The sequence below is a fragment of the Nitrospirota bacterium genome (assembly GCA_016212215.1).
Classification (GTDB): Bacteria; Nitrospirota; 9FT-COMBO-42-15; order HDB-SIOI813; family HDB-SIOI813; genus JACRGV01.
Genome location: JACRGV010000091.1, coordinates 1 through 13,169, shown reverse-complemented (window position 1 = coordinate 13,169; position 13,169 = coordinate 1). Strand labels below are relative to the sequence as shown.

At 44.2% G+C, this 13,169-nt stretch carries 13 protein-coding genes; 10 read left to right on the top strand and 3 right to left on the bottom strand.

Annotation, left to right across the window (positions count from 1 at the left end; genetic code table 11):
- Nucleotides 1-287: 287 nt before the first annotated feature.
- The 9 genes from HZA08_08535 (at nucleotide 288) to HZA08_08495 (ending at nucleotide 9,798) form a co-directional block, all read left to right on the top strand.
- Nucleotides 288-962, top strand: a complete 675-nt coding sequence (locus tag HZA08_08535) for a ribulose-phosphate 3-epimerase (protein MBI5193470.1) — start codon at nucleotides 288-290, stop codon at nucleotides 960-962.
- A gap of 202 nt (nucleotides 963-1,164) precedes the next feature.
- Nucleotides 1,165-2,814, top strand: coding sequence for a phenylalanine--tRNA ligase subunit alpha (locus HZA08_08530; protein MBI5193469.1), 1,650 nt, complete (start codon nucleotides 1,165-1,167; stop codon nucleotides 2,812-2,814).
- A gap of 146 nt (nucleotides 2,815-2,960) precedes the next feature.
- Nucleotides 2,961-4,976 (top strand): phenylalanine--tRNA ligase subunit beta, encoded by a 2,016-nt coding sequence (locus HZA08_08525; GenBank protein MBI5193468.1) that lies wholly within the window; start codon nucleotides 2,961-2,963, stop codon nucleotides 4,974-4,976.
- Between the two features lie 229 nt (nucleotides 4,977-5,205).
- Nucleotides 5,206-6,207, top strand: coding sequence for a type I glyceraldehyde-3-phosphate dehydrogenase (gene gap / locus HZA08_08520; GenBank protein ID MBI5193467.1), 1,002 nt, complete (start codon nucleotides 5,206-5,208; stop codon nucleotides 6,205-6,207).
- A 188-nt stretch (nucleotides 6,208-6,395) separates the two neighbouring features.
- Nucleotides 6,396-7,598: a phosphoglycerate kinase gene (locus tag HZA08_08515; GenBank protein MBI5193466.1), complete on the top strand. Its 1,203-nt coding sequence runs from the start codon at nucleotides 6,396-6,398 to the stop codon at nucleotides 7,596-7,598.
- Between the two features lie 205 nt (nucleotides 7,599-7,803).
- A complete protein-coding gene (locus tag HZA08_08510; GenBank protein ID MBI5193465.1) occupies nucleotides 7,804-8,592 on the top strand; it encodes a triose-phosphate isomerase in 789 nt (262 codons plus the stop codon).
- 106 nt (nucleotides 8,593-8,698) lie between these two features.
- Nucleotides 8,699-9,106 carry a preprotein translocase subunit SecG gene (gene secG, locus HZA08_08505; protein MBI5193464.1) on the top strand — a complete coding sequence of 136 codons (408 nt, stop codon included), beginning with the start codon at nucleotides 8,699-8,701 and terminating at the stop codon, nucleotides 9,104-9,106.
- A 181-nt stretch (nucleotides 9,107-9,287) separates the two neighbouring features.
- On the top strand, nucleotides 9,288-9,569 hold the full coding sequence (locus HZA08_08500; GenBank protein ID MBI5193463.1) for a hypothetical protein: 282 nt from the start codon (nucleotides 9,288-9,290) through the stop codon (nucleotides 9,567-9,569).
- Between the two features lie 10 nt (nucleotides 9,570-9,579).
- On the top strand, nucleotides 9,580-9,798 hold the full coding sequence (locus HZA08_08495) for a DUF2283 domain-containing protein (GenBank protein ID MBI5193462.1): 219 nt from the start codon (nucleotides 9,580-9,582) through the stop codon (nucleotides 9,796-9,798).
- 27 nt (nucleotides 9,799-9,825) lie between these two features.
- On the opposite strand, the gene HZA08_08490 is transcribed toward HZA08_08495, so the two are convergent.
- From HZA08_08490 to HZA08_08480, 3 genes are all read right to left on the bottom strand, one after another.
- Entirely contained in the window at nucleotides 9,826-10,659 is an 834-nt protein-coding gene (locus HZA08_08490; GenBank protein MBI5193461.1) for an ABC transporter permease, read from the bottom strand.
- A gap of 207 nt (nucleotides 10,660-10,866) precedes the next feature.
- Complete coding sequence (locus HZA08_08485) at nucleotides 10,867-11,841, bottom strand: ABC transporter permease (protein ID MBI5193460.1); 975 nt, start codon at nucleotides 11,839-11,841, stop codon at nucleotides 10,867-10,869.
- A gap of 110 nt (nucleotides 11,842-11,951) precedes the next feature.
- Nucleotides 11,952-12,578: a response regulator transcription factor gene (locus HZA08_08480; protein MBI5193459.1), complete on the bottom strand. Its 627-nt coding sequence runs from the start codon at nucleotides 12,576-12,578 to the stop codon at nucleotides 11,952-11,954.
- Between the two features lie 183 nt (nucleotides 12,579-12,761).
- Between HZA08_08480 and HZA08_08475 the strand changes: the two genes are divergently transcribed.
- Entirely contained in the window at nucleotides 12,762-12,947 is a 186-nt protein-coding gene (locus HZA08_08475; protein ID MBI5193458.1) for a hypothetical protein, read from the top strand.
- Nucleotides 12,948-13,169 lie beyond the last annotated feature (222 nt).

Here is a 13,169-nt window from a genome sequence, read left to right as displayed (position 1 = left end):
GTTTCACAAAGGAGGATGAAAACCACCCCCCCAAGCCCCCCCTTGTTAAGGGGGGGAAAGTTCCTTTGGTGCTCAATGGCCAACGGCAATCCCCCCCTTTGTTCAAGGGGGGGCATGGGGGGGTTATTTTCGGATGAACCCACATGAGCCTTCGGCTCACAAAGGATGATGAAAATGAGGCCCCCTCACCCGGGACCCTCTCCCGCAAGGGGAGAGGGATGCTTAGATGATTCCCTCCCCCTTGAGGGGGGAGGGTTAGGGTGGTGGTGAACTATGGAGATTTTCGGATGAATTTAAGAAATAAACTGATTGCCCCTTCAATCCTTTCTGCGGATTTCTCCAGGCTTGGTGAGGAGTTGAAGAGCATTGAAGATGCAGGGGCGGATTATGTTCATATTGATGTGATGGACGGGCATTTTGTCCCTAATATTACAATCGGGCCTTTTGTGGTAGAGGCTGTCAGGAAAGCCACTTCACTGCCGCTTGATGTGCATCTTATGATAGAACAGCCTGATAAATATATTGCAGAATTTGCAGATGCAGGGGCAGACATAATTACAGTACACGTTGAGGCATGTCCCCATCTTCACAGGACGATTCAGGTGATAAAAGAGAGAGGAAAGAGGGCAGGGGTATCGCTAAATCCTGGTACATCTCCTGAGTCATTGCGATATGTCCTGAATGACATAGACCTCTTACTTGTAATGTCCGTGAACCCAGGATTCAGCGGCCAGAAGTTCATTCCATCAGCCATTAATAAGATTAAAGAGATACGGGAGATGATGAATAAGGCCGGGGCTGATTTTATTATTGAAGTGGACGGCGGGATAAAGTTAGACAATATAGGCGAAGTATCCTCAGCCGGTGCAGACATGTTTGTATCAGGGTCAGGGGTATTCGGGACGAAGGATTATAAGAAGACTATCGCGGAGATGAAGCGGATTATAGAGGTAAGAAGTTAGAAGCAAGAAGATAGATAAAGGAGAAACCCCACCCTCACCCTGACCCTCTCCCTGAGGGAGAGGGAAAATCTGGAGGGACATGGTGCTATCTTTAATTCCAATTCCCTCCCCGTCTATATAATATGGGGGAGGGGTAGAGCCTGCCCCCGAAGTAGTTATCGGTGGGTGGGGATGGGGTTAAGTTGGTTAAAGAGCAAACGATATGGAAAAAGTTGACATAACAAACATTGTAGAAAGTCTGCACCCTCTTGAACTGAAGATTCTCTTTGCATTTGAGGCGGGGAAGGGGATTGAAGATGCGGGGCTGATAAAAGAGGCGGCGATTGAGCAGTCGCAGAAGGATATGGCGATCGGGTGGCTTTTGGCTAAGGGTGTTGTTAAGGTCACAAGTGAGAAGACGGACAGGTTTGTTGTTCTTACTGAGACCGGTGAGAATTATAAAGAAAACCGTATACCTGAATTAAGGATTTATCAGGCCATAAAGGATAACCCTGAAGTTACGATGGCAGAAATACGGGGCCGCAGCGACCTTGACCCATCAGAGATAAGCTCTGCAGTGGGTGCCTTGAAAGACAAGGGGATTATCAGGATTGCTGCAGGGGGCCGCTTTGAGATAAATAATCAGCGGGATAAGAATGTCCCGCCTATACAAAATACATATCCGGATAGGCGGGGTTTTCCAACCCCGCCGGAGAGCTCTTCGGGTGAATCATTAGTATCGGAATTTGAAGCTATCCAGCAGTTAATTGTTAATGTCGGCATCAGGGGCGAAGTGGATATTGCTGAACTGCCTGAGAATGAGCAACGTGTCATTGAAGGGCTTCACAGGAAGAGGGGCAAGACCAAGGGTATCTTCCGCATAAATGAAACAGTGATACGCACTTATGCACTGACTGACACAGGGGTGGAAGTTCATTCTGAGGTTATAAAGAGGGGAAAGCCAAAAGAAGAGATATCTCAGCTTACGCCTGAGATGCTTAAAGATGGTACATGGAAAGGAAAGACGTTTAGGAAATACAATATCTCTCTGCCTCCGCCGAGGGTTGCGGCCGGCAGGAAGCATCCGTATAAAGAGTTCCTTGACACAGTAAAGAATAAACTTGTTGCCATGGGATTTCAGGAGATGAGGGGCGGACTTGTTGAAAATGAGTTCTGGAATATGGATGCCCTTTATATGCCGCAGTTCCATCCCGCAAGGGATATACATGATGCCTACTATTTAAAAGATCCAAAGACTTCAAAGAGCATTGAAGAGCCTTATCTCTCAAACGTCTCTGAGGCACACCTTTCAGGCGGCGGAACCGGTTCAAGGGGATGGAAATATTCGTTTAATGTTGAAAAGGCTAAGCGTCTAATGTTACGCAGTCAGGGTACAGCGGTTTCAGCAAGGACACTTGCAAGTAATCCGAAAATTCCCGGAAAGTATTTCTCTATTGCGAGGTGTTTCAGATATGAGCAGGTAGATGCCACACATGCACAGGACTTCTTTCAGATAGAAGGGATAGTAATAGGAGAGGATATAAATTTCAGTACACTGCTCGGCCTGCTTAAACTCTTTGCTATTGAGGTTGCAAAGGCAAAAGAGATTGACTTCCTGCCGGCCTATTTCCCATTTACAGAGCCGTCAGTTGAACTGCATGTAAAACATCCCAAGCTCGGGTGGATGGAACTCGGCGGTGCAGGCATATTCAGACCTGAAGTGACAATCCCTCTCGGAGTTGATGTACCTGTTATTGCATGGGGGCTTGGTCTCGACAGGATGGCAATGGTTGCACTTGAAATACACGACATAAGAGACCTCTTCTCTGCCAATCTGGATATGATAAGGACAAAGAGAACGTGCATGCTGTGATAAAGGCAGTGAATAGTGAATGGTGAACAGTGAATAGGTGATATCACATATAATTAAGTTGTTTAACAATTTACCATTTACCATTTACCATTCACGATTCACTATTTACTCTTCACTATTCACCATAGAGATAAAGGGGAGACAAGTTGCCTACTATAAGTGTTAAAAAGAAAGACCTTGAGGGACTTGCGGGGATTTCTTTTTCTTTGGATGATATAGAGCATCATCTTCAGTTGGTTAAAGGGGAATTTAAGGGATACGACCCTGCGGCTGATGAGCTGAGGGTGGAGTTGAGCGACAGCAACAGGCCTGACCTTTGGTGTACTGAAGGGATTGCACGCCAGATAAAAGGGAAACTAAAGGGGAAGTGGAATGATTATTCGTTCTTTCAGCATCAGAAAATAACCCGGCCGGATAAAATAACCCGGCCAGATAAAATACCCCCCCCATCCCCCCCCGTGAACAAAGGGGGGGGATTTTCATTTCCCTTGCAGATAATAGTTTCTGAAGGTATGAAAGATATAAGGCCATTTGTCGGCGGTTTTACTGCAACAGGTGTTACAGTGGATGATGAGATGCTGGTCCAGTTGATCCAGACGCAGGAGAAAGTATCAGAGATATTCGGAAGTAAGCGGAGGAGGATTTCAATAGGTATATACAACCTTTCCAAAATGAAGTTTCCTGTTTATTATAAGCCGGTATCTCCTGATGAAACGGTCTTTGTCCCGCTCGGTTTTGAAGAAAAGATGACACTTAAACAGATACTTGAAGACCACCCTAAGGGACAGGCTTACAGCGTTATCCTGAAAGGGCTTTCTGCATATCCATTGCTTTCAGACAGCAAAGGGAGTGTGTTGTCATTTCCCCCGATAATCAACAGCAGGGAGGTCGGCGAGGTCAAGGCCGGGGACACTGAGTTATTTGTTGAGGTTACAGGTCTTGACCAGCGACTTGTAACACTTGTCCTGAATATACTCGCAGTGAACCTGTATGACAGGGGGGCAAACATCGGAGTAGTGGAAACAGTTTATCCTTACGAGACTGAGTTCGGGAAGGATGTTGTAACACCGTTTGATTTCAGCGGGAGTGTTAGTTTAAATCATGCAGCAATACAGAAGTCACTCGGTGAGGACATCAGCACTGATGACATTGCTAAGCTGCTTAATGAATATGGCTATAAGGTGAAGGTAAACATAGATGAACCCCCTCCCCTTAATCCCCTCCCGCCGGGGGAGGGGAAATCAATAGGAATCACAGTGCCACCCCCTCCCTTGACGGGAGGGGGGCAAGCGAAAATTCCCTCCCCCTTGACGGGGGAGGGTCAGGGTGGGGGTGGGCTGCGAGGCTCATCTGATGTTCTTGTGGTTACCCCGCCGCCATACAGAGATGACATTATGCATCAGATAGATGTCTGCGAGGATATTGCAATAAGCCGGGGATACAATTCATTCACTCCTGTGATGCCGTCTGTAATGACAGTCGGCGGGCTGACAGAGATTGAGATGTTCACTGACATAGTAAGGGGATACCTTATCGGTTCCGGGTATCAGGAGATTATCTCAAATATACTGACATCAAGGGAAGATATTATAGATAAGATGTGCATGGAAGATGGGCCGGTTGTGGAAGTAGATAATGTGATGTCAGCGAATTATTCAGTGCTGAGGCACTGGCTCATACCTTCTCTGATGCGCATCGAGGCAGAGAGCATAAAGAGTTTTTTCCCTCACAAAATCTTTGAGACCGGCGAGGCAGCCATTACATATCCATCTGAAAATCTTTCAAGCAATACTTTAATGAAGTGTGCTGTTATGTTGTCTCATCCTTCTGCAAATTTCTCTGAGATACATTCTGTGCTTGAGGTACTGATGTATTATTTACAGATTGAATACAGGCTCGTTGCAGGAGGTTCCTCTCTTAAGCCTGAAGAAAGTCCCCTCCCCTTCAAGGGGAGGGATAGGGTGGGGATGGGTTTAATGGTAGATGCACACAAATCTTTTATCGAGGGCAGAATGGGTTGGATTTATGCAGGGGACGAGGTTGTCGGCTTAATCGGAGAGATGCATCCTGAGGTGCTTGAGAGATGGGATATTCACATTCCTTGCAGTACCTTCGAAGTGGATTTGGATAAGTTGTTGAGATGCTACGTTAAGCATAGGTGAAAGGTAAGAAGTAAGAAGCAAGAAGTTAGAAGTTAGAAGCAAGAAGTAAGAAGCAAGAAGTTAGAAATACGAAACGAGATAATATTCTTGACTTATAATGGTAATTTGCTATTATCAATCTGCCTTAATTAAGTATTATCCTATAGTAGGTAATTCAATCTTACACCTTTGAATAATCTTCCATGAAATAAGGATAATTATTGTTATTAATTATGAAAGGAGTCTGAAAATGGCTTTAAAGATCGGCATTAACGGGTTTGGAAGGATCGGAAGAAATTTTTTCCGCACAGCTTTTAATAATCTGGATATAGAGATAGTTGCAGTTAATGATTTGACAGATTCAAAGACGCTTGCCCACTTACTAAAATATGATTCAGTCTTCGGGATACTTGATGCAGATGTGAAAGCAAAGGAACATGCACTTGTTGTAAATGGAAAGGATTTGAAGATACATGCAGAGAGGGACCCTGTAAATATCCCGTGGGGAGACCTTGGGGTAGATATTGTTGTTGAGTCTACAGGTGTGTTTACTAAACGGCCGGATGCAGAAAAACATCTCAAGGCCGGGGCAAAGAAGGTGATTATTTCTGCACCGGCAAAGGACCCTGACATTACAATTGTTATGGGCGTGAATGAGAATAAGTATAATGCAAAGAAGCACAACATAGTATCAAATGCCTCATGCACAACAAATTGCCTTGCCCCTGTTGTAAAAGTCCTTTTGAGCAATTTTGGTATTAAGCATGGTTTAATGACTACTGTTCATTCATACACAAATGACCAGCGCCTGCTCGATCTGCCTCACAAGGATTTACGCCGTGCAAGGGCAGCAGCCGTGTCCCTAATTCCAACAACTACCGGAGCGGCAAAGGCCATCTCTTTAGTCCTGCCGGAGATGGAAGGGAAGCTTGATGGTATGGCAGTCAGGGTACCGACACCGAATGTCTCTATGATAGACCTTGTGCTTGAGTTGGAAAAAGATGCGGATGCGGTAAAGGTGAATTCAGCATTAAAGCGTGCGGCATCAGGCAAACTTAAAGGAATACTTGAGTATACTGACGAGCCTCTTGTGTCAATTGATTTTAAAGGTAATCCTCATTCCTCCATTGTAGATGGAAGCATAACATCAGTCATTGATAAGCGTATGGTAAAGGTTATATCGTGGTATGACAATGAGTGGGGATATTCTTCAAGGATAAGGGACCTGATATTATATATGAGTAAAAAATAGGTGTTAGACTAAAGACTAAAGGCAGAAGCAAGAAATTGCAACCCACCCTCACCCTGACCCTCTCCCTGAGGGAGAGGGGGCTTCGATGTAGATTCCCTCCCCTTCAAGGGGATTAGGGTGCTAAGTTTATTCCCTCCCCTTCAAGGGGAGGGTTAGGGTGGGGATGGGGTTAAATATAGTGAGGTGATATGTTAAAGAAACTGTCTATCAGGGATGTAAATATAAAGAATAAGCGTGTTTTTATCAGGGTGGATTTTAATGTCCCTTTGAATTCTGAGCTGAATATTACTGATGATACGAGGATAAGGTCTTCATTGCCCACCATTAATTATGCAATAGATGAAGGGGCAAAGATAATCCTTGCATCACACCTCGGCAGGCCTAAGGGAAAGAGAAACCCGGCCTTCACATTGGCAACAGTTGTTAAAAGGCTCCAGAGACTGTTGAACAAGGATGTTATGTTTCTTGATGATTGTGTGGGGCCGGAGGTAGAGAAGGTTGTAAACAACATGGAATCCGGGGATGTTGTACTGCTTGAGAATCTGAGATTCTATCCTGAAGAGGAGAAGAATGATGATATTTTTGCAAGGAAATTAGCAGCCCTTGCTGATGTATATGTGAATGACGCCTTTGGGACAAGTCACAGGGCACATGCATCCATTAGTGGAATAGCCAAATATGTCCGGCCTGCTGTAGCAGGTTTTCTTGTTACAAAAGAGATGGAGTATATCTCAGGAGTAATGGCGAATCCTGTCCGGCCTTTTGTATCTGTACTCGGCGGTGCAAAGGTCTCCGGTAAACTCGGTATTATTGAGAATCTTGAGAAAAAGGTTGATAAGGTGGTAATAGGCGGCGGAATGGCATTTACATTCCTGAAGGCTATGGGATATGAGGTCGGTAATTCATTGGTAGAGCCTGATATGATTGACGTAGCCCTCAAGATTTATAATTATGCAAGAGAAAAGGGCATCAAATTCTATTTACCTGTTGACTGTGTGGTTGCACCAAGTATGGAGCCTGGTGCAGAGACTATGATAGTGCCGACTCAGGAGATACCAAAGGACTGGATGGCACTGGATATCGGACCTGCATCCGTGAAACTATTTACAGAGGCAATAACCAATGCAAGGACAATACTCTGGAATGGGCCTATGGGTGTGTTTGAAATTGATGCATTTTCCCGTGGTACATTTGCAGTGGCACATGCAATTGCAGAGTCTTATGCACTGACCATTGTCGGCGGTGGTGATACGGCAAATGCTGTAGACAAGGCAAGGGAATCAGAGAATATGTCTTTTATCTCTACAGGCGGCGGGGCAGTGTTACAGCTTTTAGAGGGAAAGCCGCTGGAAGGGATTATGGCGTTGGATGATAAGGAAGAGAAGGAGTAGAAGAAGGCTGAAGGTTGAAGGAAGAAGTTAGAAGTTAGAAGCAAGAAGATAACTCTCGCAAATTCCCTCCCCCTTGAGGGGGGAGGTATAGGGTGGGGGTGAGCCATGGATAAAATCAGCGGGACAAGAATGTCCCGCCTATCCTCATAGATAGGGATAGGCGGGGTTTTCATACCCCGCCGGAGGGTATTTTCGGGTGAAAGAAATGAAAAAAAATAATCGCAGGCCGTTGATTATTGCTAACTGGAAGATGAATAAGACGATTCCGGAAGCATTGCAGTTTGTGAATGACCTTAGGAAGAAGCTTAAAGAGGCTGACATTGCGGATGGCGTAGATACAGTGTTAGCACCTCCATATACTGCATTGAAGGCGGTGTCGGATTCTATAGCAGGGGATGAATATTTATTTGTTGCAGCACAGAATATTTTCTATGCAGATAAAGGCGCTTACACAGGGGAAATATCACCGGCAATGCTTGTTGATACAGGATGCAAATATGTTATAATAGGCCACAGTGAAAGGCGGCAGTATTTTGGAGAGACGGATGAGACCGTTAATAAGAAGATAAACGCTGCCCTTTACTATAATCTGACCCCTGTGTTTTGTATTGGTGAATCGTTACAACAGAGGGAACAAGAGGCGACTTTTAAAGTGATAAGGTCTCAGATAGAAGGGGGACTTAGCGGATTGAGCGAAGGGGCTTTATATAGCATCGTGATTGCTTATGAACCTATATGGGCAATCGGCACAGGGAAGACAGCAGCACCTGAGCAGGCAGAGGAGGTACACGGATTTATTAGGGCAATACTCAGGGAGACTTATGGCAGCGGCGTTTCAGAGGGAGCAAGGATACTCTACGGTGGAAGTGTAACACCGGAGAATGTATCGAAATTAATGAAAGAGCCGGATATTGATGGCGCACTTGTAGGCGGCGCAAGCCTCAATGTTGATTCATTTGTAAAAATAGTAACTGGGAGTCAAGTTAATATTTGAGATACTAATCGCCTCATTATCCCCTCCCCCCCCAAATTAAAAAGGCGGGGAAGGGTGAGGGTGGGGGTGAGCATCGGAATTCATTAGAAAGGAAGAAGTTAGTATAATGACAATTTTACTCGTAATCATTCATGTATTAGTAAGTTTATTTTTAATAGGGGTTGTATTGCTTCAATCCGGCAAAGGGGCTGAGATGGGGGCATCATTCGGAGGCGCATCCTCACAAACCATATTCGGCAGCCGCGGCCCTGGGAGTTTTTTAAGCAAGCTCACAACTGTTGCAGCAATAATCTTTATCATAACCTCCTTTTCCCTTGCATTCTTCGGCAAAAGGACAATCGGCTCTTCTTCAGTCATACCAAAACAACCGGACATGCCTCCAATTACAACCAATCAACCGGTTATACCGGGAGCTCCCACTGTACCATCAGCACCTGGGGTTCAGCCAGTTGCACCAGTTCAACAGCCGGCACCGGCAGTGCCTGCTACACCAGCAGCACCGGTTAAGAAATAGGTCGTATAAGACTGAAAAGTGAAGGGGGATAATCATCAACTACTTCCCCCTCATTACATCCGGCATTAAATTTATCGTAGACTAATCTACTCTTCCTTTTTACCCCTAATGGATAAAAAAATGGAAATATACTTTAGCAGACATGCAAAAAGGCAGATGAAGTGGAGGGAAATATTTGAGGATGAACTCACATGAACCAGGGTTCACAAAGGGCCATGAAAGTCAGCGGGACAGGAATGTCCCGCCTATCCTCATGGAAATGGATAGGCGGGGTTTTCTTACCGCGCCGGAGGTATTTTCGGATGAAGTAAAAGATACAATACTTGATCCTGAGAAAACAGCGGATTCTATAAAAGGCAGAAAGAATGTTTTCAAACATGTTGGTGAAAAGTGGCTTAAAGTGACTTACAAAGAGGAGAATGATAAGATAACTGTTGTTACAGTCGTAGACAAGAATAAATAGGAGATGATGTATGAAGATCGAATATGACAGAGAGGTTGATGCACTTTATATCAGGATTCAGGAGAAAAAGGTTTCCCATACAAAAGAGATAGAAGAAGGAATAAATATTGACCTTGACGAAGAAAGAAAGGTTATTGGTCTTGAGATTATAGGGGCAACTGAGAGATACAATATGGAAGACATGTTTAACCTTTCTACAGAAAACCTGATTTTAACAGATGTAAAATAGAAACAGTTGACGACCTACCTGCCTCTCTCACACCTTCATCCTCGGATCAATCGCATCTCGAATACCTTCGCCAAGTAAATTATAGGCGAGGACGGTTACAAGGATGGCGAGACCGGGGAATACGGAGAGCCACCATGCGATCTCTATGTTGTCTTTGCCTGTGGTTAAGATGTTTCCCCAGCTTGCTGTCGGCGGCTGGACGCCTATGCCGAGAAAGCTGAGGGCGGATTCTACAAGTATTGCACCTGCAATACCCAGCACTGCTGAGACAAGTACAGGCGCCATAGAGTTCGGGAGGATGTGCCTGAATATGATGCTGAAATCTCCGGCACCGATTGCCCTTGCGGCCAGTGCATATTCCCGTTCCCTTACTGATAAGACCTCAGCCCTTACAAGCCTTGCAACACCCATCCATGATGTCAGGCCGATTACGATCATAATGTTCCAGATACCAGGTTCCAAAAAGGCAATCACAGCAAGCAGCAGAAAGAAGGTTGGTATTGATAGCATAATATCAACAAACCGCATGATAACCCTGTCAGTCCATCCCCTATAGTATCCTGAGATTGCACCCAGTATAATTCCAATGATCGTAGAGATGCCCACTGCAACAAATCCAACAGACAATGATATTCGTGACCCCCAGATAATCCTGGTAAAAATGTCCCTCCCTAATTCGTCCGTACCGAATGGGTGTGTGATGCCGGGGCCTTCAAGTATATGCTTAACATCAATAGAGTCCGGGTCATAAGGTGAAACAACAGGCGCAAGTATGGCAATTGTAAAGAGCGACAAAACAATCACCCCTCCGATAACCGCCAGCCTGTTCTTCTTAAATCGTTTCCAGAAGAGACTCTTCATCCGAAAATCAACCCCATCCCCACCCTAACCCTCCCCTTGAAGGGGAGGGAATCAACATAGCTCCCTCTCCCTCAGGGAGAGGGTTAGGGTGAGGGTGGGGTTTTAATTCCCCTTTGTGAACCTACGGCTCATGCGAGTTCACTCTAAAATCCTTGTTTCAGGATTTTCTTGCGTCTTACCTCTAACTTCTGCTTATTGCTCACTGCCTCACCTTACCCTAATCCTCGGATCCGCCACAGCATATCCAATATCCGATAGCAGGTTTCCCACAAGTGTAAGCACTGCCCCGATTGTCAGAATTCCCATAATAAGCGGGTAATCCCTCGTCATTACAGACATAAAAAATAACTGCCCCATGCCTGGTATTGCAAAGACTGTCTCAAATATAACGCTCCCGCCAATAAGACCCGGAATGGCCAGACCTAATATCGTAATTACAGGCAGGAGTGCGTTTCTAAGTGCATGCTTATATATGACAACCCTTTCAGACAGTCCCTTTGCCCTTGCTGTTGTGATATAGTCAGCTCTTATAACTTCAAGCATGTTGCTCCGCATATATCTTGAAAGACCTGCAAGCCCGCCGAATGCCTCAAGAAAAACAGGCAGGATTAAATGCCTTGAAATATCCCACATCTTTCCTGATGTAGTCAAGGTATCGTAGTTCATTGACTTAAACCCGGAGATGGGTAACCAGTCTAAATGCACACCGAATAATATCATCAGCAACAGGGCAAACCAGAAGGTTGGGATAGCAAATCCGATGAATACGGCAATAGTTGTAACCTTGTCATATAAGGAGTATTGATGTGCAGCAGATGATATTCCAATCGGAACGGCAATAACCAAAATCAGCACAAAAGATAGGGAGTTGATAAGGATTGTTATCGGCAGTCTTTCTTTTATCTTATCCCAAACCGGCCTCTTGTCAGTAGAAAAGGAATCCCCGAAGTCAAGCTTTGCAAGACGTTTTATCCAGATGCCATATTGGACATACACCGGCTTATCAAGTCCGTAATATTTCTCCAGCTTATCCCTTGCCTCCGGTGTTATCTTTGGATTCAACTCAGTCAGAACATCGGTCGGCTTACCCGGTGCAAGGTGGATAATAAAGAATGAAATGAGCGTAATCCCGATTATCGTCGGGATCATTTCAAACAGGCGTTTTATAAAGTAGATAATCATAGAGTATTTAAGTATTCATTAAATATAAGGGAGATGTTAGCAAAGGGGGAATCGGATTGTCAATCATTACGTATCTTTCAATGATGTTGCTGGGGATTAAAGCAGGCTTATCATTGTTGTATCAGACCATGTGCCATTGCGTATTTAATAATATCGCTGAGACTGTGTAGGTTCAGCTTCTTCATGATATTTTTTCTGTGGGTTTCCACGGTGTATATGCTGATGCAAAGGTGTTCGGATATTTCCTTGTTTACCATACCACCGGCAAGCATTCTGAATATCTCCTTCTCACGCACCGTTAGACTGTTACAAGGAGTCGTTGGTTTTAAAGTAATATCCAGCTTTTCGTGCAGAGGGCTGATATTTGTATGGTCTATGTGTACCTTTTTTATAGTGATGAAAAGTTCTGTGTAGGAAGCCCTTTTCAGTATGTATCCTGATGCACCTATTTTCATGGCCTCCTGCTGAAGGAAAGGGTCTTCATGCATTGTAAGTAAAATGATGGCTGTAGAAGGAAGGATTTGCTTAATCTTCTTGGTGGCCTCTATCCCATTGGAATTAGGCATTGAGATATCCATCAGTATTATATTAGGATGCAACGCTCTTGCTTTCTGAACGGCCTCGTTCCCATCCGATGCCTCGCCCACCACAGCAAAACCACCTTCCATTTCCAGAACACGTTTTAATCCATGACGAAAAAGGACGTGGTCATCTACTATCAGTATGTTTATAGCCATATAAAATATATAAGATATTTAGCGATCAGCAAGATTATCTTTAACAGACGACATCTTATAGTAATGATTCTTAGTTGTAAATATGTAGACATTAAAATACCGTGTTAACGGTATTGCCGGACAACAAAAATACCAGACCATAGGTATTTACTAATTTTTGCAATAGTATAATATCCTTTAAGCATGATTAGTTCATATAAATGTGGCAGGTATCCTATCAACCATATCAACTTAACCGGCAATCTATCAGGCAGGCTGCAGACATGTGAAAATACTACCTTTATGGTATTTATTACGATTTCTGTAAGCCGACAATTAACAGTGATTGGTCACATAATTATATTGGCTGTGAAAGGCTTAAGGATATAAATGTTTTATGAAATAAGGAGAAATATGTATGTTAAAAATGGCCTTTAAAAATCTGAGTATCCGGATAATGCTGAATGGTTTAGTTCAGACCTCCTGAACTCGGCAAAACGATCCTTGATGGTTGAGTAGTCGCTAACCTATTGTAATAATTTTATTAATATCTTCCCATAGTCAAAACATTTTACGCTGTTTGTTCATAGTGTAAGATTCTGTTATGATCCC